Raw genomic sequence first — 20,846 nt, 5'->3', positions numbered from 1 at the left:
CCGCAACCTTGGGTAGGTGCCGACCTTGGTCGCCACGAATCCCACCCACGCCATGACCTCTGCGCAGCCGGGCATAGGCGCAGCTCTATAGCAGCGGTGCGCACGCATCCGGTTCCACCAGCGCCCCGGCATGATCGGCCAACACCACCACCGCATGCAGCAACCCTTCCTCCACCTGCGGCGGACACTGCGCCTGCGCATCGTCCGTCTCGCGCGCCGACTGTGCAGCCAGCAACACGCCGCCGCAGGCGGACAATGCGGCAAGGCAGCGCGTCGCCTCGGCCAGTTCCCGACCGCGTGCCTCGCTGAGTTGCCGCTCGCGCCACGCCTGGCCGTCGGCTCCGTGGCTGTGTGCGATGCCGCGCAACCGGGCGAAGAACGCCGACGGCGGCGCCTGTTCGTTGGCTTCGGCGAGCGCATCTTCCAATGCCTCGGCTACGGCATTGGAGAGCTGCAGGCCGGGCAACGCGGCGCCGAGCAGTGCCTGCAGGCGTGGATAGGTGGGGAAGGGTTTGTTCATGGCGGCAACCTCACGGAGCAAGGCCACCTGCGGCATGCAAGGTGGCGGGCGGTGCGGGTTGGCGTGCCGGTCAAAATCAAAGAGAAAAAAAGCCGACGGATCACGTGGATCCCCACGCACCGCCCGCCATAGGCGAGCCGGTGCATTGTCGTGATTGCCGCAACGACGGCAACCCGTTCTCTTTGATGTTTGATTCAGGACGCCAATCCCGGCCAGCGCAGGAGGCGCCGACGGAGGCAACCTTCTCGCGTTCTACATGGCAATGACATGGGCAAAGTTGCAATTTACTGATCGCGTGCACGCTGTCTTGCTGCAACCCGCGGCGGGGCCAGATACGACAGTTCGCGCATGGCGAAAGCCATCACCTGCGGGCTATGCTGTGCGCCTGCCTCAACGACAAGGAAACGTCACATGCAGGTTCGCAAGGGAGTGCGTCGCATTGGTGCGCTGGTGATCGCGCTGGTGGCTGCCAACGCCATGGCCGATACGCCCAAGGCAATCGAAGTGCCCTCACCGGAGGCGGAGGCCGAGATCCTCAACCTGCTTGAACGGCAGGCGCTGTATCGCGACCGGGTGGACTGGCCTGGAACCCGCACACGACTGCAATCGGTGCAGGGCGACCCCGTGAAGCGGCTGGCGTTACTGCGCGAAGCCATTGCGGTCAGCACGGGCAATCATGGCGTATGGACGACGACCCAGCGCCAGAGCGAATCCCTTGCGCGCGCGCAGCAGGTCGGCGCCGCCGCCGTGGAAAGGGCCAAGGCCGCCGATGCGGTGGATGCGCGCATCGGCTGGCTGGTCATCGAGGGATATGCCTCCACGCCCGGCGCGACGCCACAGGAAGCGTTCCGCCAGAACATCCAGCGCGCCGCGCGGTGGCAGCAGGTCATCCGTAGCAAGGACGACGGCATGCGCTGTGGCTGGATCGTCGACCTGCGTGACAACAGCGGTGGCAACATGTGGCCGATGCTGCTGGGCATGGCACCGCTGCTGCGCACCTCGGTGGTGAACAACGAAGATGTGGGGGCGTTCGAAACCGCACAGGGGCCGGAGCGCTGGACGTTGACCGCGACCGCCGTGCAGCGTGCAGGCAAGTCGGTGCTGGACTTCGGCCAGTCCGGGTATGTGCTGCGGCAGCCCGGCGCGCCGGTGGCAGTGCTGTTCGGACCGCGCACCGGCAGTTCGGGCGAGGCCTCGGCGCTGGCGTGGCGTGGTCGTCCGCAGACGCGGAGTTTCGGTCAGCCCACTGCGGGTGTCTCCACTGGCAATGTCGTGCACACGCTCGCCGATGGCAGCCGCCTGCTGCTGACCACCAGCGTGATGCGGGACCGCAATGATCGTGGCGACGGCTTGAAGATCGAGCCCGACCAGCGCGTCGAGGGTGACGCCGCCACCGTGGCCGCCGCCCAAGCCTGGCTGCTGGCCCAGCCCGCCTGCCAGGGCACCCGGTCATGATCCTGATCGGCCAACAGGAACGGGTGCTGATCGTCGGCCCCACCGAAGCCCACCACTGCCTGCGCTGCCAGACGGAAACCGAATTCGCCCCGCAGCTGCGCTACAAAATGGCGCGCATCGACCTGCTGTTCGGCCTCACCTACCATCGCCGTTATGAGCTGGCCTGCACCCGGTGCGGGCACGGCTGGGTGCTGGACACCGACACCATGGACCAGCAGCTGGGTGGGGTGCCGATCCCGTGGCGGCATCGCTTCGGCCTGCCGCTGATGCTGGTGGTGGTGGCCGGTCTGGCGGCGTTGGGCTGGCTGTGGCGGCATGGATTCCTCGGTTGAGGAGCGGGCCTGCTAAAGTCTGCCCTGCAATCACGTACCGGAACCGACCATGGACCACGACACCCCGTTCGAACCCCTCAACGACCTCGAGGTGCGCCTGTTGCAGGCACAGGACGGCACGCTGACCGCGTCGCAGTTCCTCGACGGCCTGCTGACCTCGACGGCGTTCGTGCTGCTGGACAAGGCCATCGGTGAAGATGGCGCCTGGGACGAGAGCATCTCGCCGCTGGTGCTGACCAGCGAGAGCGGCGAGCCGATGTTCGCGGTGTTCACCGCCCCCGAGCGCGCGGGCCTGTGGCACGAGCAGCTGCCGCAGTTTGCGCATGCCATGCCGATCGCGGTGCACGCGCTGCTGGCCGGTATCGGCGACGGCGTCGGCCTGGTGCTGAACCCGGGCCTGGACGTGGGCATGGAGATGATTCCCGATGCGGTGGCGCAGCTGAAGCAGCGGGCTGCGGCGATCACCCGTGGGATGGCGCACTGATCCCGCGAGTGTCTGGTTGCCGGCCAGCGTCCGGCACTACCCGTGGTGCCGGACGGCGGCGATGGCTTGCAAGTGCGTCCTGTTCAATGGAGAGGAGCATCGTGGGCAGGCGTTCTAACCGATCGCTGTGGGTCTATGAGGTCGGCCTTGTTGCGGGTTTGGCACTGGTAGCTGCGTTCATCACCCGGTTCAATCCGGTGGAGACACTCCGGCTGGGTGGATGGCTGTTCCTCTTGATGCAACCCATCTTGTTGGGTGCTCATGCTGTCGACCACTTCTCGCGTAAGCGTCGTCGATAGACGGGCGATCGGTGCCGGCCAGCAGCCGGCATCACCAGGTGCTTCAGCGGGCGGCGGCGATGGCTTTCACCCGCGCCTTGGCCAGCGCTTCGCCGATGGCCGGCCCCTTCAGGTGTGTCGTATCCAGATCCCGTGCCTGCACTGACAGCGCCGCCTGGTGCAGGCGCTTGAGTGTTTCGCCCTGCGGGTAGTCGGCGTCCTCGAAGCCGAGCCGGCCGCGCTTGTCGGCCTCGCAGCACAGTGCGATGCGGGCCACGCGTTCCGGCCGGCGCAGCGCATCACAGCGGCCCAGCAGTTCCAGCACGGTGGCATCGCGCAGTTCGTCGATGCGGTGCACGTTCAAGTGCTCGCGGCACACCGCTTCGGCCAGCTGCTGGTGTTCGGTGGGAATCTTCAACCGCGCACACAGTGCCTTCAACGGCTTGATGCCGCGCTGCTCGTGCATGATGTGGCGCGGCCATTCCTCCGGCGGGGTCAGGCCCTTGCCGAGATCGTGGGTGAGGGCCGCGAAGCCGACCAGGTCATCGCCGGGGGCGAGCTTCGCGGCCATGTCGCTGACCATTTCCTGGTGGATGCCGGTGTCGACTTCCGGGTGGAATTCGGCACGCTGCGGTACGCCGTACAGTGCTTCCAGTTCGGGCAGGATTGGGCCCAGTGCCTGCGCATCGTGCAGCGTGCGCAGGAAGGCGGAGGGCCGTTCACTGACCAGCGCCTTGCGCAGTTCCTGCCAGACGCGTTCCGGCACCAGCGCGTCCAGTTCACCGCTGGCGGCGACCTCGCGCATCAGTGCCATGGTCTCTTCGGCGACGCTGAAGCCCAGTGGTGCAAAACGGGCCATGAAGCGCGCCGCGCGCAGCACGCGCAGCGGATCCTCAACGAAGGCCGGCCCGACATGGCGCAGCACGCGCTGTTCCAGGTCACGCACACCGCCATAGGGATCCACCAGCGTGCCGGTATCTTCGTCACAGGCAATCGCGTTGATGGTGAAGTCGCGGCGCTGCAGGTCTTCTTCCAGCGTCACCGCCGGATCGGCATCGACCACGAAGCCGCGATAGCCGCGGCCGGATTTGCGCTCGGTGCGCGCCAGCGCGTATTCCTCACCGGTCTTCGGATGCAGGAACACCGGGAAATCACGGCCGACGGCGGTGTAGCCCTGTGCTTCCATCTGCGCGGGCGTGGCGCCGACCACCACCCAGTCGCGGTCGCCGGCAGGGCGCTGCAGCAGGCGGTCGCGTACGGCGCCGCCGACAAGATAGATCTTCATGGGGGAATGATCGCACGGCCGGCACTACCAATACAGAGGCATCACGGCAGGCCGCGCCAGCCCGAAGCAGCACCCAGGCGGTGCATATTCCGATCGAGGCCAGCCGCCGGCACGACCGCTGTGCGATCAATCGCCGCCCTGCTCGGCGTCGGCCGCGCAGCTGAAGCGCTTGCGCTTGTCCACCAGGCGGCCCATCAGGCGGTCGCTCAGCGGCAGCGCATCACCATTGAGGCGCCAGTCGTAGATCACGCTGAAGGCCAGCACGCGGGCCACGTACTCGCGGGTTTCCTTGTAGCTGATGGTCTCGATCCACAGATCCGGATCGAAGCCCGGGCGTTGGCTCTGCCAGCGTGCTGTCGGCGTCGGCCCCGCGTTGTAGGCGGCGATGGTCACGTACGGCAGGCCATCGTACTTGTTCATCAGCTGGCGCAGATAGGCGGTGCCGATCGCGATGTTGGTGTCCGGGTCGTACAGGCTGTCGGCGCCGCCGTAGCCGGTCAGGCCGATGGACTTGGCCACGCTGGCACCGGTGGCCGGCAGCACCTGCATCAGGCCCATGGCGTTGGCAGGCGAGCGCGCACGCGGAGTGAAGGTGCTTTCGGCTCGGATCTCCGCAGCCACCCAGGCCGGGTCGATGGCATTGCGTGCCGACTCGCGGCGGATGGTGGCGTCGTGGTGCAGCGGGAAACGCAGGTCGTACAGGCGCTGTTCCTGCGGCTGCTTGCCGAGCGCGAACACGGCGCGGTCGAACCAGCCGTTGTCCTGCGCGACACGTACCGCCAGGCGGCGCTGGGTGTCATCGAAGCGCGACAGCGCGCTGTTCCATTCGGCCACGGCCCAGCTGGCGCGGTCGATCTGGTACAGCGCCATCGCGCGCTGGATGGCCGGGTCGCGCGCGACCGCTGCCTGTGCCTGCGCGCTGTCATTCGGCTTCCACGGGCACAGCGTGTAGCCCTGCTGCAGCTTGTCGGCGGCCAGGAAACCGTGGAAGGTCGGTGCGCGTGCGGCTTCGCGGAACAGCGGCTGCGCCTGCTGGGCCTGGCCGGTCTTCTCCAGCATCCGGCCTTCGAAGTAGCGCCAGCGCGGGTCGCTGCGCTGCTTGCTGCCCATCTTGCGGATGGCGGTCAGCGCCGCCGGCCAGTCGCCGCGCGACATCGCTTCGCGCACGCGCCATTCGTGCAGGCGTTCGTCATACGCCGATTCCGGCACCGCGTTGAGGCGGCGCGCCGAATCGGGCAGGTAGGACGCCACCGTCCACAGTGCGATCTGGTATAGCACCTGGCCCTGCTGCGCGGCACTCAGGCCCAGCGCCTGGGCGTACTGCGGCAGCTGCTGTTCGGTGGCGGCCGGGTCGGCCTTGGCCAGCTTGGCCAGGCCATCGGTGGCGATGCGCCGGCTGCGTTCGTTGCGCGGCCAGTTCAACGCGCTGGCATTGGGCTTGTCGACAAAGGCAGCGTAATTGTTCGCCAGCGCCAGGTCGGTGGCAGGCAGGCCACGCGCAGCGCTGCGCATCACGGCGGGCTGCTGCGCGTCGGCGGCGGCATCGATCCGTTCCCAGCGCAGGGCGTCGCTCAGGCCACCTTGCGCCTGCAGCACGGCGAAAACGGCATCACAGCCGTCCGGCAGCGACTTGCCGTTCTTGCGCCACAGGTCCTGCGCCTCGCTGATCCACTGCGGATCGACCTTGCCCGTCACCTGACGCGCGGTCAGTTGCGCACAGCGCAGGCCGGCGTTGTCGGTGGGCACCCAGTTGGCGAGCAGGGTGGGCCAGTCCTGGCGGCGTGCGACCGAGGGCAGCCACACGCTGCGGAACGTGTTGGCCACGGCCTGGCCGTCATAGCGCTTGAGGAAGGCCTGTGCCTGCGCGGTATCGACGGTGTCGATGTTACGGCGCAGGTTGGCGTACTCCAGCCATCCGTAAGCCGGATGGCGGCTGAGTGCAGCGGCCTGGCCGGGATCGAACTGGCCGCGTTCGGCGGCTGCGATCGCGGCCTTCAGCTGCGCGTTCTGGGCGTCGAGGGACTGGGCGTTGGCGCAGCCGATCAGCAGCGTGGTGGCCAAGGGCAGCAGGGACAGGGCAGTTGAAGTGCGTCGGGTCATGGCGACCAGCATAGCGGGCGATGGCTGAATTCAGTTTCGCATTGCGTGCACGCCGAGCGTCGGCAACGACAGCTGAATGACCCCGCGCAGGCCACTGCCGCAGGGGACGGGAGGCGTCGTAACGTCGGCCTTGGGCGAACGGCCCGGCTGCAGGGAGCGGCACATGGCGTTCAGTAGCGCAGGAAGAAGCGGTCCGCTGGCGGACATCAATGTCACGCCACTGGTGGATGTGATGCTGGTGCTGTTGATCATCTTCATCGTGACCGCGCCGATCGTGGCCCGGCCGATTGCCGTGCAGTTACCACAGGCCACCGATCGCACGATCGATCGCCCCGAACCGCCGCCGCCTATCGAGCTGCGCCTGGATGCTGCCAACCAGCTCAGCTGGAATGGCCAGCCCATGACGATCAGCGAGCTTCAGGCGCGCCTGCAGGCACAGGTGGGCGAACATGCCGGCAACCTGCCGGAGCTGCGCATCGCCACCGATCCGGCGGCCGAGTACGAAGGCATGGCGAGGATTCTGGCCGCGGCCGAGGCGACCGGTATGGAGCGGATTGCCTTCGTGCGATAGAGCGTTGTCTCACTGCCGCTCATGCGGTGATTGCTGCATGAGCGGCGCTTGCCCCGCTGACAGCGTCGCATCCAGGATCCGCAGAAAAGCCATTTCAATCTGCGCTGGAACCGGGGTCGGATTTGCTCGCCACTTTCCGCTCTCAGGGTCATGTTCAACGTCGAAAGCAGTCAACTCGGCTCTCTCGAAATTCACCACAACCGTCAGTCCCTCTCCCGAGGCCAAGGCCGCATTGCTGGGAGAGGGGTAGTCGTTGCACTCGATCACGCCGCCCGCTCTCGATTCGCCTGCCAGGAAAAGAAGCAGCGTCATCACCATCGTAACGCCCGGCGCGCCACTTTGCTGGTTTCATGATCGATCCTCCTGCGATTGGCTGGAGGTTCGAGTCTGCACCGGACCGATCAGCGGGGCCTTCTGAATCAAGCAATTTCAGACTACTTCTGAAACGGTTCGGCAAAGACCTGTTCGATAAATGCGGCAACTCCCGGCGCGCGATGTCGCGGCCGGCATCAAGGCCGCGTGCCGTGAACACCATCGCAAGGTCATAACTGCAGCTATCTGACGCAAAGCGCCTGTAATTGCGTCAATTCCACGTGAAAGAGTGTCGACCGTCACGCCGGGCCTTTTACCACTTGTTTACAAAGGAGACGCTGCCGCCATGCAGGGGGGAGCGCGGCAGTTCATGTCCCGACATTCCTTTGGAGAGAGAGCGAATGAATTACCTGCACCACCGCCCGTTGGCGGTTGCCGTCGCGCTGTGCGTGATGGCCCTGGCACCGCTGGGTGCCGCTGCACAATCCACCACCAACCTCGATGCGGTGGAAGTGACCGGCACCCGCATCAAGCGCGCTGAAGTCGAAGGCCAGGTGCCGATCCAGACATTGACGCGCGGTGACATCGAACGCACCGGCCTGACCTCGATCGGCGAAGTGCTGCAGCAGCTCACCGGTTCCGGTTCGGCGCTCAACGCCAAGTTCAACTCGTCCGGCAACTTCGGTTTCCCGCCCGATGGCAGTGGCGTGGGTGCCGGCTCGGGCCGGGCGACCTGCGCCACCTGGGGGCCAAGCGCGTGCTGGTGCTGGTCGATGGCATCCGCTGGGTCAATGAGTCGTCCGCCTCCGGCGTCGGCTCGGCCACCGATCTCAATACCATTCCGTTGGCCATCGTCGAGCGCATCGAGGTGCTGGAAGATGGCGCGTCGTCACTGTACGGCTCCGATGCCATTGCAGGCGTGGTCAACATCATCACCCGCCGCGATTTCGATGGTGGCCAGGTGACGCTGAACTACGGCGAGTACAGCAAGGGCGACGGCACCCAGAAGGGCGTGGACCTGGCTTGGGGCAAGAGCGGCGACCGCTTCAGCCTGTTCCTGGGCGCCAGCTGGACCAAGCAGGATCCGGTGTTTGCCAAGGACCGCGAACAGTCGCGCTTCCCGATTCCCGGCACCGGTCTGGCCTTCGGCAGCGGCGGCATTCCGCAGGGCCGTTTCATGTTCACCGACCCGAACACCGGTGCGGTGCAGAACATCGTGCCCAATTCCGGCGTGAGCAATCCGCGCTACGACGGCAGTGCCGGCTGCAGCCGCACGGATGACTACCACTGCTTCGCTACCGCCGACCGCTTCAACTTCGCCGAATACAACATGGTGCTGACACCGTCGGAGCGCAAAGGCCTGTTCGGCCAGTTCCGCTTCGACATCACCGACAACGTGCAGTGGTACGTCAAGGCACTGGGCAACCGTCGCGAGTCGACCAACCAGGCCGGCCCCGAGCCGCTGTTCTTCGGCCCCGATGGCGCCACCGGCAATCCGCTGGCCGACAACATCACCGTGTCCGGACTCAACCCGTACAACCCGTTCGGCTTCGATCTCGTCTCCGGCGACAACATGAGCCTGATCGGTCGTCGCCCGGTGGAGGGCGGTGCGCGCGTGTTCAAGCAGAAAGTGGACACCACCTACTTCGCCACCGGCCTGGTCGGTGACTTCCATGCCGCCGACCGCAGCTGGTACTGGGACGTCAACGGCATGTACAGCAAGAACAAGGCCGAACAGACCAACTACGGCAGCTATGACATCTACAAGGTGAACATGGCGCTGGGCGATCCGGCGGTGTGCGCGGCCACGCCAGGCTGCGTGCCGCTGAACATCTTTGGTGGCGTCGGTTCGATCACCCCGGACATGCTGAAGTGGATCCAGCCGGTGGTGCGCGACCGCAGTCAGAACGAGCTGAGCCTGTTCACCGCCAACCTGTCCAGCGAGCTGTTCTCGCTGCCGGCAGGTCCGGTCTCCTTCGCCACCGGTTTCGAGTACCGCAAGTACAAGGGCTCCTATCAGCCCGATCCGCTGACGGTGATTGGTCACTACAACGGCGTGCCGTCGCAGCCGACCTCCGGTTCCTACGATGTCAACGAGGCTTACCTGGAGTTGAGCGTGCCGATCTTCGCCGATTCCTCGTTCGGCAAGAAGCTGGACCTGAGCCTGGCCGGCCGTTATTCGGACTACTCCACCTTCGGTGGCGAGTTCACGCCCAAGTACGGCCTGCGCTGGCAGGTGACCGATGATTTCGTGCTGCGCACCACCTACGCCGAGGGCTTCCGCGCGCCGTCGATCGGTGAACTGTACGGCTCGGCGGCGCGTGCCGACCTGCAGCTGTTCGATCCGTGCTCGGTGGGCCTGGGCGGCACGCCGCCGCGTGGCAGCGCCGCCAACTGTGCCGCGCTGGGCGTGCCGGCCGGCTTCCAGCAGGCCAACTCGCAGATCTCGGTGACCACCGGCGGCAACCGCGAGCTGGACCCGGAACGTTCACGCAGCTTCAGTGCCGGCTTCGTGTGGAGCCCGTGGTTCGGCAACAATGCCTCGTGGTCGGAGCGCTTCGATGTGGAGGTGACCTTCTACCGCCATGCCATCGACGGTGCGATCCAGGCAATCAACGCGCAGACCCAGCTGGACCTGTGCGTGGAGACGCTGGACCCGATCTACTGTGACGGCATTACCCGTGCAAGCACCGGTGCGGTCAGCAGCTTCAACAACCGCCTGACCAACCTGGGGTCAATCAAGACCGACGGCTGGGACGTGGATCTGTTCTGGACGCTGCCGCAGACGTCCATCGGCCAGTTCAAGCTGGGCTGGAAGAACACCTTTGTCGGCCGCTACGAGGCCACCGGCGCGGCCGGGCAGAAGCAGCCGCAGAAGCCCGGCGTGGAAGTGGCTGACAGTTCGATTCCCGAATGGACCAGCAACGCCAGCATCGGCTGGACGCTGGACCGCTGGAGCGCCAACTGGACGGTGCGGCACATCTCCGAGCTGACCGAGAACTGTGGCGATGCCGCGGCCTTCCCGGTGTGCAGCAACCAGGCTGCGGGTACCAACACGCTGTCGGCCACCACCTTCCACGACATGCAGGTGGGCTACAAGATCGACTGGATGAAGGGGTTGCAGCTGACCGCCGGCCTGAACAACGTGTTCGACAAGGATCCGCCGATCTGCCTGTCGTGCTCGTTGAACGGCTACGACGCCTCGACCTACGACATCCCGCGAGGCCGTTACTGGTACCTGCGCGCGGACCTGCGCTTCTGATGTGAGGGTGGCAGCGCCGGACAGTTCCGGCGCTGCCTTGCGGATGTAGCGCCGAGCCCGCGCTCGGCTGATTCTCTGAGCCGAGCATGGGCTCGGCTCTACAGGTGCGGCGCGGTCGTACCCCGCGTCTGATCAGAACGCCCAGGTGAACGTCAGCGAGCCGTTGCGGCCATCGCCGTAGGCACCGTAGCCGTTGATCTGCGACAGGTACTTCTTGTCCAGCAGGTTGTTGAGGTTGGCCTGCACGCTGAACTCCGACGAGATGCGGTAGCGCACGAAGGCGCTGACCAGTGCGTAGCCGCTCTGCTCGATGCGGCCGTAGGCCGGCACCGGGTAGTAGATGCGGTTCTGCCAGTTGGCACCGCCACCGACGGTCAGTGCCTGCAGCGACTGCGGGGTGTAGCTGGTGAACAGCTTCAGTGCGGTCTGCGGCAGGTTGGTGTTGATGTCGGCGTCGTTGATGTCCTTGGCCACGTAGCGCGACGCACCGAAGGTCGCATTCCAGCCCGGGGCGAGTTCGCCGTTCACCTCGAACTCGAAGCCGCGGCTGACGGTGCCGCGTGCAGCGCGATAGGCGAACTCGTTCTGGCTGCCCAGCACCGGCTCACCGGTCGCCTGGCCGACGTTGTCCTGTTCGATGCGGAACACGGCCAGCGAGGCGTTCAGGCGGTTGTCGAACCACGCGCCCTTGACGCCAACTTCGTAGCTCTTGCCATCGACCGGATCGAGGTAGCCGCCATTGCGGTCCTTCAGCGTCTGCGGCTGGAAAATTTCGGTGTAGCTGGCGTAGGTCGAGTACGTCCCGTTGATGTCGAAGACCAGGCCAGCGTACGGCGTGGTCACCTTGTGCGCGCGGTCGGCGCCTTCACCCTCGCTCTTCCAGTCAGTGTAGCGTGCGCCAATGATCAGCTTCAGCGGATCGGCCAGCGACAGGCGCGCGGCCGCGTAACCGGCCTTCTGCGTGATGGTGCCCTCGCTGGCCAGGGCCAGCGGGTTCCAGTTCGGCTCACCGATCTTGCCCGTCCAGTTCAGATAGCTGGCGAACGGATCCCAGGTCTGGCCCGGGCCACCGACCTGGTAGTCGCCGTAGTTGGCGTACTCGCGCCTGTTGTAGCTGAGGCCGGCCATCAGCTGGTGCTCGCGGCCGAACAGCTGGAACGGGCCGTCAATGTAGCCATCAACGCCGGTGACCTTGCGCTCAGTGTTGTAGAAGCCTGCGGATGGCGAGATGCCCGCGCCGGTGGTCCTGTCGAAGTTCGATTCGCCCGTGGTCCAGTCGTTGTAGGCCGGGTAGAACAGTTTGTCGTCGGCCTTGGTCTCATCGTGCGTGGCGCCAACCTTGAACTTCCAACCATTGCTGAAGGCGTGCTGCAGGGTGGCGAAGGCGCGCTTGCTGGTGGTGTCCCAGTAGGTCCAGTCCGGGCTGGCGTTGAACGATTCGTCGTAGCCGGTGCGCGAGCCATCCGAATACAGCATCGGGAAACCGCCCCAGGTCGCGCCGTTGGCGCGTTTCTGCTGGTAGTCGTAGCCCACGCTCAACTGGGTGTCCGGAGTCAGGTCGGCGTCGATGACGGCATAGCCCAGCGTCTTGCGCTGGTTGTAGCGGTCCATCTGGCCATCGGTGTCCAGGTAGCTGCCGATTACGCGGCCGCGCACCGTGCCACTGGCGTTGAGCGCGCTGCCTACGTCCACGGTGGTGCGGGTGCGGCCCCAGCTGCCGACGTTCACCGACACGCTGCCGGCCAGCTCGGCACTGTCGGCATGCTTGCGGATCAGGTTCACCGACGCGGACGGATTGCCGGCACCACTGAGCAGGCCGGTGGCGCCACGCACCACTTCCACGCGGTCGTACAGTGCAAGGTCCAGGCCGGAATCACCGTAGCTCCAGTTCTGCACCATCTGCGTGGGCAGGCCATCGAACTGGTAGGCGTCGATGTAGAACCCACGTGCGTAGAACTCGGTGCGCTCGCTGTCGGACTGGGTACTGGTCACGCCGGTGGTGTTGGCCAGCACGTCGATGATGTCGTCCAGGTTCTGATCTTCGATGCGCTGGTGGCTGATGATGCTGAGCGACTGCGGGATCTCGCGCGGTGCCAGGTCGAAGCGGGTACCGGCCGAGGTGCGGCGCACCGAATAGCCTTCGGCGCGTTCGCCCTTGACCACCACCTTGTCCAATGTGGTCGGGTCGGCGGCGGTGTCGGCGAAGGCGGCCGGGGCCGGGGCCAGGGCGCAGAGTGCAACGAGTACGGCAACGGACAGCCGCTGCGGCTGCGGGATACGGAAGGCGGAACAGGTCATGGGGGTCCTGGACGAGCACGCGCGCTCGGCCGGCATCCAGAAGGCGAGGCGCTACGGGGGGGAAACGGGCGGGCAGGCCGTCCTGGCACCACCGGAAACGTAAGAAATGGTAATACGAACTATTCCTATTTACAAATCATGAACGAGGTAGGCACTCACGCGGGCCGCGACGCAGCGCATTGGGTTCAGCGCAGCAGCGGCAGCGGATCGCGCGCGCCATCGGCGCCGTAGATGCCCCAGTGCAGGTGGGGCGGCGTGCCCTGGGCATTGCCGCTGTCGCCTACATGCCCGAGCAGGTCGCCGGCCTGGACCACCTGGCCGCGCGCCAGGCCCTCGGCCCAGTCGTCCAGATGGGCGTAGTAGTAACGTTCACGCCCGGGCCCGATCACCCAGACCTGGCGGCCACCGAGGCCGCGCTCGCTGACATCCACGACGACGCCGGCGGTGGCACTGCGCACCGGGGTGCCGCGCCTGGCGAAGATGTCGATGCCGGCGTGGGAGCGGTCACGGCCGCGCGGCGCGCCGAAGGTATCGGCGATCTGGCGGGGCCGCACGCCTTCCACCGGCACCGGAAGCTCGGTGGCCGGAGGCATCCGCGAGAGTGTCCACAGCAGTTTCGGTGCAGCGGCCCATGGGCTGTTCCACAGCGCCATCGCAGCAACGATCGCGATGACCAGCCACAGGCCGCGCAGCAGCCAGCGGCGCAGGCGACGGGCGGGGGAGGGAGGTGTGTTCATGGTCTCCGACTGTAGCGCCGAGCCATGCTCGGCGGCTGTTGCTTTGCGGTCAAAGCGCAGTCGAGCATGGCTCAGCGCTACAGAACCGGGGCCAGCGGCACTTTGAAACTGCGCTTCAACGTTCCCAGTGCCACCGAGGTGCGGAAGCGCTCGATGTTGTCATCGCCGCCGAACAACCGCTCGGTGATCGCCTCGTACTCCTCCATCGACGCGGCCGACACCAGCAGCAGGAAATCGCCGTCGCCGGTGATCGAGTAGCACTGCTGCACCGCCGGGTCGTCCTGCACGCGGCGCTTGAACGGCGCCACGTGATCACGTTGCTCGCTGACCACGCGCACTTCGACGATGATGGTCAGCGGTCGCCCGACCTTGGCTGCGGCGACTACCGCCACGTTGGCCGAGATCACACCGCTGTCCTGCAGGCGTTTGATGCGGCGTTGCACGGCCGGGGTGGACAGGTGCACGGTCTCGGCGATCTCGCGCTGCGGCAGGGTGTTGTCCCGCTGCAGCAGGTCGAGGATGGCGCGGTCGAAGCTGTCGAGCACGGGGGCGATGGCCATGGCGAGCAGAAGTTGCACGAACAGGCTGTCAATTGAGCCAAGTGCTCGGCGCGGGCGCAATAGACTTTGCCCATGCAGACCTCACGATTTGCGCCGATGTTGCCGGCGCTGGCGGTGCTCGGCTCGGTCACCTCGCTGGCCATTGGCACTTCCTACGCAAAACACCTGTTCCCGCTGATCGGCGCCCAGGGCACCAGCGCGCTGCGCGTGGGCTTCTCGGCGCTGTTGCTGCTGCTGTTCTGGCGGCCGTGGCGCTGGAAGACCGGCCGCGCGGACGCGATCACCCTCCTGCGCTACGGGCTCACCCTGGGGCTGATGAACCTGCTGTTCTACATGGCCCTGCGCACGATTCCCTTCGGCATCGCGGTGGCCATCGAGTTCACCGGGCCGCTGACGGTGGCGATGCTGTCATCACGTCGGCCCATCGATTTCCTCTGGGTGGGCTGCGCGGCCGTGGGGCTGCTGTTGCTGCTGCCGATCGGCGGCGGCCCGGGGCTGGATCCGGCCGGCGTGCTGTATGCGATGGGTGCTGCGGCGTGCTGGGGCCTGTACATCGTGTTCGGCAAGCGTGCCGGCCACCTGCACGCCGGGCATTCGGTGTCGCTGGGGCTGCTGGCGGCTTCGCTGGTGGTGGTGCCGGTGGGCGTGGTGCATGCCGGTGCCGCGCTGCTCGACCCGAAGATCCTGGCAGCCGGGCTGCTGGTGGCGCTGGTGTCCAGCGCGATCCCGATGTCGCTGGAAATGATGGCGCTCAAGCGCCTGCCGAAGGAGACCTTTGGCATCCTGATCAGCATGGAGCCGGCGGTGGCCGCGCTGTGGGCGATGCTGCTGCTGCACGAGCACCTGCACGGGCTGCAGTGGCTGGCGATCGGCTGCACGGTGTTGGCCTCGGTGGGCAGCACGATGACCGCGCGGCGGTTCAAGGTGCCGGTGGTGCAGGCCGGGTAGCGGCAGAGAGCGTGCGGACCAACGGTCCGCACCTACCGTAACGGCGAGTCAGCGCAGGGCGTCGGCCGGGACGTCGATCTGCATCGCCAGGGCGAGGTGATCGGAGAACGCGGCCGGTACGGCTTCCACGGTGCGGGTCTGCAGGCCGCTGCTGACCAGGATGTGGTCGATGGCGCGGTCCGGGCGCCAGCTGGGGAAGGTGGGCACGATGCAGCCCGGGGGCTGCAGCCGGGTCTTCTGGTACAGCACCTGCATTTCCGGGCGTTCGGCCAGGCAGTTGAAGTCACCCATCAACACCGCGTTGGGGTGGTCGGACAACAGCTCGGCGATGAAGCCCAGCTGCGACATCCGCGAGCCCGCGCCCAGCGACAGATGCGCCACTGCCACCGCCAGGCCATCGGCGCCGTCGCCGAACTTGGCCAGCAGCACGCCGCGCCCGCCGATGCGGCCGGGCAGGGCGTGATCCTGCACTTCAACCGGTTCCAGCTTGCTCAGCAGGCCATTGGCGCTGGATGCGACCCCGCCCATGCGCCGGTTCGGCTGGTGACTCCAGTAGTTGAAGCCGGCGCGTTGGGCCAGGTAGTGGGTCTGGTTGGTGAAGCCCGAACGCAGGCTGCCCGGGTCGGCCTCCTGCAGGCCGACGATGTCATGGTCGCGCGCCAGCGTGGCGATCGCGTCCAGGCTGCTGCGCTTGCGACCCGCCGGCAGCGCATGTGACCAGCTGCGGGTCACATAGTCGCTGTAGCGGCGGGTACTTGAGCCGGCCTGGATGTTGGCCGTCAGCAAACGCAGGGTCCGTGTGCGGGGGGAATTCACGGCCGGGAACAACGTCCTTTGGATCAGTGAGCCTGGGCCGCACCGCGTTCGCGGGCGATCAGGTGGTCGGCAATGCGCAGCATGTCCGGGAAGCTCTTGCCCTTCACCAGGTACTTGCCGTTGACGATGATCGACGGGGTGCCGCTGATCTGGCTGCGCTGGGCGAACTGCTTGGCCGAGTTGGTCTTGGCATTCACCGCGAAGCTGCCCATGGTGGCGGCGAACTGCTTCGGATCGACGCCGTAGGCGGCGTAGAACTTGGCGATGTCTTCCACCGAGTCACGGCCGCGCTCGCCCTTCAGGGTCTTCTGCGAGTGGATGGCGGCGTACAGCGCTTCGTGGGTCTTTTCCTGCACGCCCAGGGTCTGCGCGGCGTAGAAGGCACGGGCGTAGTCATCCCAGGTGCCGCCGAACATGGCCGGCACGTAGACGAAGTTCACGTCGCTGGGCAGGCCGGCCTTCCACGGGCCGACCAGCGGCTGGAACGCGGCGCAGGCCGGGCAGACGTAGCCGAAGATCTCGGTCACTTCGATCTTGCCGGCAGCCGGCTGGAACGGCTGGCCGTTCGGGATCACCTGGTAATCGGCGCCTTCCACCGGGGCCGGGCCGGTCAGCGCGGCGGTGGTCGGGGCCGGCGCCGCGGCGGGGGCGGCTTCGGCCGGGGCCTTTTCGCCTTCGGCGGCCGCCGGAGCGGTGCCTTCGCTGCCCGCGGCCGGAGCGGCCGGCTCGGTGGCCGCCGGAGCTGCAGCCGGTTCGGCCGGCGCCGCGGTGGTGTTGGTGCTGCCGTCGTCGGCCTTGCAGGCCGCCAGGATCGGCAGCAGCGCTGCGAGGGCGAGGGCGTAACGGATCTTCATGGGAACGTCTCCAGCATCTGGAAAGGTGGGGGCCGGCGCCAGGCGCCAGCCAGGGGGAAATGATGACATGCGGCGGCGACAGCGCCGTGTCGATGGTGTGTGTTGGTTCAGCGGCCGCGGGCGGCGCGGGCCTGGGCGATCAGGGCCGAGGCGATGCGCAGCTGGTCGTCGAAGCTGTTGCCGCGCACCAGATACTGGCCATTGATGATCAGCGCCGGGGTACCCGGGATCCTGGTGCGCTGGGCGAACGCACGGGCGGCATCGACCTTCTTCTGTACGGCATCGCCGCGCAGGGCCTGCAGATAACGGTCCGGGGTCACCCCGTAGGCCTTGTAGAAGGTGGCAAGCTCATCGGCCGAAACGTTCTGCATCGGCAGCGAGCCATCCTGGTGCAGGGCCTTGAAGACCGCCGCGTGGCTGCGCTTGGCCACGCCGACTTCGTCGGCGGCGTAGTAGGCCAGGGCCCATGCATCCCAGGCGCCACCGAAGGCGGCCGGTACCGGGGTGAAGCGCACGTCGGCCGGCAGCTTGGCCGCCCAGGCTTCCAGTTGCGGTTCAAAGTGGGCGCAATGCGGGCAGGTGTAGCCGAAGACCTCGACCACCTCGATCTTGCCGGCCAACGGCTGGAACGGGCCCGGCTGCGCGATGCGCTCGTAGTCTTTGCCCTCGACCAGCGGGGCATTGGCGGGGGTGGCGGCGCAGGCTGCCAGCGGCAGCAGTACCAGCACGGACAACAGCAGGCGGGAAATCAACCTCATCGACACGCATCTCCGTTGAAAAAAGCAACGCCGGCGCAGCCGCCGGCGTGAAGGAACATACCGCAGCCGTGGGCCGACGTGGCGGCCCAGGCCGACCAGTGGTGGTCAGGGGGCGGCAGCCGGTTGCGTCGGCGTAGCTGCAGCGGCCACGTCGTCGGCCTTGTTGTGCAGGCCCTGCAGGTAGCTCGACAGCGCCTGCACCTCCTGCTCGCTCAGCTTCTGCGCGACCGTGGCCATGATCTGGAAGTGTGCCTTGTCGGTCTCGTTGGTCTGGCCGGCCTGGTACTCCTGCAGGCGGCGCGCGACATAGCTGGCGTGCTGGCCACCGAGATGCGGATAGGCCGGGCCGGGATTGCCGGCACCGCTGGGGCCATGGCAGGCCATGCAGGCCGGCAGGCCGCGCTTGGCATCGCCGCCGCGGTACAGCTGCTGGCCGATCTCGTAGAACTTCATGCCCTTGTAGGGGCCCTCGGTGACCGCCGTGTCATCGGCGATGCCGGCGTTGGCTTTCTGCGTGGCGAAGTAGGCGCCGATATCACGCATGTCCTGCGGGGTGAGGTTCTGCACGAACGGCACCATCGCCACTGCTGCGCCGGAACTGCGCTGGCCATTGGCGATCAGCGCCATCTGCTGGGCCACGTAGCGTTCGCTCTGGCCGGCAATGGACGGATACATCTCCACCGTGGAATTGCCGTCGACGCCATGACAGGCCGCGCAGGCCGAGGCCTTGGCCTGGCCGGCCTTGGCATCGCCCCAGTGGGTCTTGCTGAAATCCACCTCCAGCGAGGCGGTATTGATCGGCCCGTTGTCGGGCAGCGGGGTCAACGTGGTCTGCGCGAACGCAGCAGCGGCAACGACTACAGCAGTGGCAAGGGCGGATACGGCAAGAACGCGAGCGTGGCGCATGCTGAAGCTCCGTATGGACCGGGCCGGGCGGCGGCCGCCGGCATCGCCCGGATTATCAACGCCGTTTCAGCACACGGTCAACGCAGCAGTGCAGCAAAATGGCCGCAGCGGCCGCCGGCACGGGCGCGCGGCGCCGCAACATGCGATCCTAGGCACATGTCATTGCTCATCGAACGCGCCCGTTACCACCTTTCGGCCCACAACGTGCGGCAGCTGCCGCCCGACGAAGGCGCCGAAGTGGCCTTCGCCGGCCGCTCCAACGCCGGCAAGTCCAGTGCGCTCAACGCGCTGACCCGCCAGAACGCGCTGGCCCGTGTCTCCAAGACCCCTGGCCGCACCCAGCAGCTGGTGTTCTTCCAGGTCACCCCGGAAGCGCATCTGGTCGACCTGCCAGGTTACGGCTACGCCAAGGTGCCGCTGGACCTGCAGGCGCACTGGCAGGCCTTCATCGACAAGTACTTCCGCACCCGCGAAGCCCTGAAGGGGCTGGTGGTGGTGATGGACATCCGCCATCCGCTGAAGGACTACGACCGGCAGATGCTGTCCTACGCCGTGCAGCGCGGCCTGCCGGCGCACGCGTTGCTGACCAAGGCCGACAAGCTCAGCCGCAGCCAGCAGATGCAGTCCCTGCAGAAGGTGCGCAAGGAGCTGCAATCGGCCTACGGTGACAGCGTCAGCGTGCAGGTGTTCTCCGGCGAAGACCGTACCGGCGTGGACGAAGCCCGCGGCGTGATCGGCGGCTGGCTGGGGCTGGAGTAAGGCATCCCCTGCCTTCCTGTAGAGCCGAGCCTACGCTCGGCTGTGGAATCCCGGCACGCTGAGCGCGGTAGCCGAGCATGGGCTCGGCTCTACACGGGTCATTTCAACGGCGAATACTCCGCCGGCACCCACGCATAGGCCTTGCCCTCGCCACGCACATGGCCCAGGCCGGGGAACGGCAGGTGCGCACCGGCCACCCACCAACCATTGGCGGTGGCCTGCTGCAACAGCGCCCGCCGGCTGGCGATGGCCGCATTGCGGTCCGAATCGGCCTCGAATGCCGCTTCCGGGTGCGCGAACTGCACCGCATGGAAGTGCAGCACATCACCCCATACCAGCAGCGACTGGCCCTGGCTGTCGAACCGGTAGGAGACATGGCCGGGGGTGTGGCCATGGGTGTCCATCGCCACCGCGCCGCCGGGCAGGGCATCGCCGGGGTTGAAGGTGCGCAGGTGGCCGCTGGCCTGGTACGGGGCTACCGCATTGCGCGCCAGCGGGAAGGCGAAGCGCACACCCTTCGGCGCGGTGGCCTCGCTGGCCGGGTTGAGCCAGTAATCGGCATCGGCCCTGGACAGCCACACCGTGGCATTGGGGTAGGCCGGCGTACCCTGCGCGTCGAGTACGCCGCACAGATGGTCCGAATGGGCGTGCGTCAACAGCACCTCATCCACCTCGGCCGGGTCCACGCCGGAGGCGCGCAGATTGCCCAGCACCTGGCCCAGGCCGGGGCCGAAGCACTGCGCGGTGCCGGTGTCGACCAGGGTCAGGTGGTTGCCCTGGCGGATCAGGAACGCATTGATCGCGGTCTGCAGGCCCTTCTTGTCTTCCGGCACGTAACGGCCTTCCAGCAGGCGGCTGACCAGCGTCGGCGGCACGTCCACCACTTCCTGCCGACCCAGCGCGACCACGCCGTCGAACAGGGCGGTGACCTGCAAGGCGCCGACGCGCTGGTGGTAGACGCCCGGTACCTGTCGGGTGGGGGCGGGCGAGGTGGCTTCGGCCAGCGCGGCCAGCGGCAGGGAGGAGAGGGCCAGCAGCAGGGCGGAGCGAAGGGGAAGGTGGCGCAGGGTCATGAGGGGTCTCGGTGGATGACGGGCGGTTCTGTTGGCCTAGCGTGCCGTGGCTGGCGTGTGCGCGGCGCTCAAACCACTGCGTGGAATGCTCAGGGGGGGGCTGCAGGGCTGCGCCCTGCACCCGCAGAGGCAACGGCCGCAGCCGAAGCAACAGCAACAGCAACAGCAACAGCAACAGCGGGCTATCCGTGGGATGGCGGGGTGGGTCCGGTTGCGGGAGACGCCGTAAACCCATCCCTGGGGGCTTGGCCGCGGCATCCATGCCGCGGACACTCCCGCAACCGGACCCACCCCGCCTTCGACAGTTTTCCGCGATCTGTTGGAAATTCTCTTTGGGTCAGATCCGTTTTCCGGAGGAAAACGGATCTGACTCCAGATCGATTTCGATATCTGACAGATGTGTCGACCAAGGTCGACACCTACCAACAGTCGCGAAGATCTGTCAGAGGTGGGGCGGTGTGGGTGGGCAGGACCGTTGGCGCCATGGATGGCGCCATCGAGCCCCCATGGATGGGTTTACGGCGTGTCCTGCCCACCC

Annotated in this window: 18 protein-coding genes and 1 pseudogene; 7 read left to right on the top strand and 12 right to left on the bottom strand. The window is 66.9% G+C overall.

Annotation, left to right across the window (positions count from 1 at the left end; all coding sequences use genetic code 11):
- Positions 1-85: 85 nt before the first annotated feature.
- Complete coding sequence (locus ROV95_RS00095; RefSeq protein WP_312542072.1) at positions 86-520, bottom strand: hypothetical protein; 435 nt, start codon at positions 518-520, stop codon at positions 86-88.
- Positions 521-931: 411 nt separating this feature from the next.
- On the opposite strand from ROV95_RS00095, the gene ROV95_RS00090 reads away from it, so the two are divergent.
- From ROV95_RS00090 to ROV95_RS00080, 3 genes are read left to right on the top strand one after another with little or no spacing between them, the layout of a single operon-like run.
- Positions 932-1,975 (top strand): S41 family peptidase, encoded by a 1,044-nt coding sequence (locus ROV95_RS00090; protein WP_010480930.1) that lies wholly within the window; start codon positions 932-934, stop codon positions 1,973-1,975.
- Positions 1,972-2,307: a hypothetical protein gene (locus ROV95_RS00085; RefSeq protein WP_049481531.1), complete on the top strand. Its 336-nt coding sequence runs from the start codon at positions 1,972-1,974 to the stop codon at positions 2,305-2,307. Before ROV95_RS00090 ends, ROV95_RS00085 begins: the two co-directional genes overlap by 4 nt.
- Positions 2,308-2,356: 49 nt before the next feature.
- A complete protein-coding gene (locus ROV95_RS00080; RefSeq protein ID WP_005411035.1) occupies positions 2,357-2,791 on the top strand; it encodes an SseB family protein in 435 nt (144 codons plus the stop codon).
- Positions 2,792-3,133: 342 nt separating this feature from the next.
- Here ROV95_RS00080 and ROV95_RS00075 read toward each other — a convergent pair whose 3' ends face one another.
- Positions 3,134-4,354 carry a multifunctional CCA addition/repair protein gene (locus ROV95_RS00075; protein ID WP_197618467.1) on the bottom strand — a complete coding sequence of 407 codons (1,221 nt, stop codon included), beginning with the start codon at positions 4,352-4,354 and terminating at the stop codon, positions 3,134-3,136.
- Between the two features lie 126 nt (positions 4,355-4,480).
- Positions 4,481-6,466, bottom strand: a complete 1,986-nt coding sequence (locus tag ROV95_RS00070) for a transglycosylase SLT domain-containing protein (protein ID WP_134731644.1) — start codon at positions 6,464-6,466, stop codon at positions 4,481-4,483.
- Positions 6,467-6,617: 151 nt separating this feature from the next.
- Here ROV95_RS00070 and ROV95_RS00065 point away from each other — a divergent pair, with 151 nt between their 5' ends.
- Positions 6,618-7,025 carry a biopolymer transporter ExbD gene (locus ROV95_RS00065; protein ID WP_021204654.1) on the top strand — a complete coding sequence of 136 codons (408 nt, stop codon included), beginning with the start codon at positions 6,618-6,620 and terminating at the stop codon, positions 7,023-7,025.
- A 9-nt stretch (positions 7,026-7,034) separates the two neighbouring features.
- Here ROV95_RS00065 and ROV95_RS00060 read toward each other — a convergent pair whose 3' ends face one another.
- Positions 7,035-7,343, bottom strand: a complete 309-nt coding sequence (locus tag ROV95_RS00060; protein ID WP_312542060.1) for a hypothetical protein — start codon at positions 7,341-7,343, stop codon at positions 7,035-7,037.
- Between the two features lie 395 nt (positions 7,344-7,738).
- Between ROV95_RS00060 and ROV95_RS00055 the strand changes: the two are divergent.
- A pseudogene (locus tag ROV95_RS00055) lies at positions 7,739-10,599 on the top strand (TonB-dependent receptor).
- A 132-nt stretch (positions 10,600-10,731) separates the two neighbouring features.
- Here the strand turns inward: ROV95_RS00055 and fhuE are convergent.
- The 3 genes from fhuE to ROV95_RS00040 all read right to left on the bottom strand — a co-directional run bounded on the left by fhuE (position 10,732) and on the right by ROV95_RS00040 (position 14,194).
- The gene (gene fhuE, locus ROV95_RS00050; RefSeq protein ID WP_312542057.1) at positions 10,732-12,897 is read right to left on the bottom strand and encodes a ferric-rhodotorulic acid/ferric-coprogen receptor FhuE; all 2,166 of its coding nucleotides are present in this window, start codon (positions 12,895-12,897) and stop codon (positions 10,732-10,734) included.
- A gap of 185 nt (positions 12,898-13,082) precedes the next feature.
- Positions 13,083-13,634: a M23 family metallopeptidase gene (locus tag ROV95_RS00045; RefSeq protein WP_312542054.1), complete on the bottom strand. Its 552-nt coding sequence runs from the start codon at positions 13,632-13,634 to the stop codon at positions 13,083-13,085.
- A 77-nt stretch (positions 13,635-13,711) separates the two neighbouring features.
- Positions 13,712-14,194, bottom strand: a complete 483-nt coding sequence (locus ROV95_RS00040; RefSeq protein WP_312543771.1) for an Lrp/AsnC family transcriptional regulator — start codon at positions 14,192-14,194, stop codon at positions 13,712-13,714.
- A gap of 72 nt (positions 14,195-14,266) precedes the next feature.
- Here ROV95_RS00040 and ROV95_RS00035 point away from each other — a divergent pair, with 72 nt between their 5' ends.
- A complete protein-coding gene (locus ROV95_RS00035) occupies positions 14,267-15,142 on the top strand; it encodes an EamA family transporter (RefSeq protein ID WP_312542052.1) in 876 nt (291 codons plus the stop codon).
- A 48-nt stretch (positions 15,143-15,190) separates the two neighbouring features.
- Here the strand turns inward: ROV95_RS00035 and ROV95_RS00030 are convergent, their stop codons facing one another.
- From ROV95_RS00030 to ROV95_RS00015, 4 genes are all read right to left on the bottom strand, one after another.
- Entirely contained in the window at positions 15,191-15,928 is a 738-nt protein-coding gene (locus ROV95_RS00030; protein ID WP_005411026.1) for an endonuclease/exonuclease/phosphatase family protein, read from the bottom strand.
- Positions 15,929-15,981: 53 nt separating this feature from the next.
- Positions 15,982-16,812, bottom strand: coding sequence for a thiol:disulfide interchange protein DsbA/DsbL (locus ROV95_RS00025; protein WP_134735977.1), 831 nt, complete (start codon positions 16,810-16,812; stop codon positions 15,982-15,984).
- 107 nt (positions 16,813-16,919) lie between these two features.
- Complete coding sequence (locus ROV95_RS00020; RefSeq protein ID WP_019660639.1) at positions 16,920-17,570, bottom strand: thiol:disulfide interchange protein DsbA/DsbL; 651 nt, start codon at positions 17,568-17,570, stop codon at positions 16,920-16,922.
- A 105-nt stretch (positions 17,571-17,675) separates the two neighbouring features.
- On the bottom strand, positions 17,676-18,476 hold the full coding sequence (locus tag ROV95_RS00015) for a c-type cytochrome (protein ID WP_019660638.1): 801 nt from the start codon (positions 18,474-18,476) through the stop codon (positions 17,676-17,678).
- 156 nt (positions 18,477-18,632) lie between these two features.
- Here ROV95_RS00015 and yihA point away from each other — a divergent pair, with 156 nt between their 5' ends.
- On the top strand, positions 18,633-19,235 hold the full coding sequence (gene yihA / locus ROV95_RS00010) for a ribosome biogenesis GTP-binding protein YihA/YsxC (RefSeq protein WP_005411022.1): 603 nt from the start codon (positions 18,633-18,635) through the stop codon (positions 19,233-19,235).
- Positions 19,236-19,333: 98 nt separating this feature from the next.
- Here yihA and ROV95_RS00005 read toward each other — a convergent pair whose 3' ends face one another.
- Positions 19,334-20,308 (bottom strand): MBL fold metallo-hydrolase, encoded by a 975-nt coding sequence (locus ROV95_RS00005; RefSeq protein ID WP_312542043.1) that lies wholly within the window; start codon positions 20,306-20,308, stop codon positions 19,334-19,336.
- Positions 20,309-20,846 lie beyond the last annotated feature (538 nt).

Origin of the sequence: Stenotrophomonas maltophilia group sp. msm1 (assembly GCF_032025805.1) — a bacterium.
In the GTDB taxonomy this organism is placed as follows: domain Bacteria; phylum Pseudomonadota; class Gammaproteobacteria; order Xanthomonadales; family Xanthomonadaceae; genus Stenotrophomonas; species Stenotrophomonas hibiscicola.
This window is presented reverse-complemented; position numbering and strand designations above follow the sequence as displayed.

Excerpts from the sequence above, each read along its gene's own strand:
- ROV95_RS00095 (WP_312542072.1), bottom strand. The coding sequence starts at position 520 with ATGAACAAACCCTTCCCCACCTATCCACGCCTGCAGGCACTGCTCGGC.
- ROV95_RS00090 (WP_010480930.1), top strand. The coding sequence starts at position 932 with ATGCAGGTTCGCAAGGGAGTGCGTCGCATTGGTGCGCTGGTGATCGCG.
- ROV95_RS00085 (WP_049481531.1), top strand. The coding sequence starts at position 1,972 with ATGATCCTGATCGGCCAACAGGAACGGGTGCTGATCGTCGGCCCCACC.
- ROV95_RS00080 (WP_005411035.1), top strand. The coding sequence starts at position 2,357 with ATGGACCACGACACCCCGTTCGAACCCCTCAACGACCTCGAGGTGCGC.
- ROV95_RS00075 (WP_197618467.1), bottom strand. The coding sequence starts at position 4,354 with ATGAAGATCTATCTTGTCGGCGGCGCCGTACGCGACCGCCTGCTGCAG.
- ROV95_RS00070 (WP_134731644.1), bottom strand. The coding sequence starts at position 6,466 with ATGCTGGTCGCCATGACCCGACGCACTTCAACTGCCCTGTCCCTGCTG.
- ROV95_RS00065 (WP_021204654.1), top strand. The coding sequence starts at position 6,618 with ATGGCGTTCAGTAGCGCAGGAAGAAGCGGTCCGCTGGCGGACATCAAT.
- ROV95_RS00060 (WP_312542060.1), bottom strand. The coding sequence starts at position 7,343 with ATGGTGATGACGCTGCTTCTTTTCCTGGCAGGCGAATCGAGAGCGGGC.
- fhuE (WP_312542057.1), bottom strand. The coding sequence starts at position 12,897 with ATGACCTGTTCCGCCTTCCGTATCCCGCAGCCGCAGCGGCTGTCCGTT.
- ROV95_RS00045 (WP_312542054.1), bottom strand. The coding sequence starts at position 13,634 with ATGAACACACCTCCCTCCCCCGCCCGTCGCCTGCGCCGCTGGCTGCTG.
- ROV95_RS00040 (WP_312543771.1), bottom strand. The coding sequence starts at position 14,194 with ATGGCCATCGCCCCCGTGCTCGACAGCTTCGACCGCGCCATCCTCGAC.
- ROV95_RS00035 (WP_312542052.1), top strand. The coding sequence starts at position 14,267 with ATGCAGACCTCACGATTTGCGCCGATGTTGCCGGCGCTGGCGGTGCTC.
- ROV95_RS00025 (WP_134735977.1), bottom strand. The coding sequence starts at position 16,812 with ATGAAGATCCGTTACGCCCTCGCCCTCGCAGCGCTGCTGCCGATCCTG.
- ROV95_RS00020 (WP_019660639.1), bottom strand. The coding sequence starts at position 17,570 with ATGAGGTTGATTTCCCGCCTGCTGTTGTCCGTGCTGGTACTGCTGCCG.
- ROV95_RS00015 (WP_019660638.1), bottom strand. The coding sequence starts at position 18,476 with ATGCGCCACGCTCGCGTTCTTGCCGTATCCGCCCTTGCCACTGCTGTA.
- yihA (WP_005411022.1), top strand. The coding sequence starts at position 18,633 with ATGTCATTGCTCATCGAACGCGCCCGTTACCACCTTTCGGCCCACAAC.
- ROV95_RS00005 (WP_312542043.1), bottom strand. The coding sequence starts at position 20,308 with ATGACCCTGCGCCACCTTCCCCTTCGCTCCGCCCTGCTGCTGGCCCTC.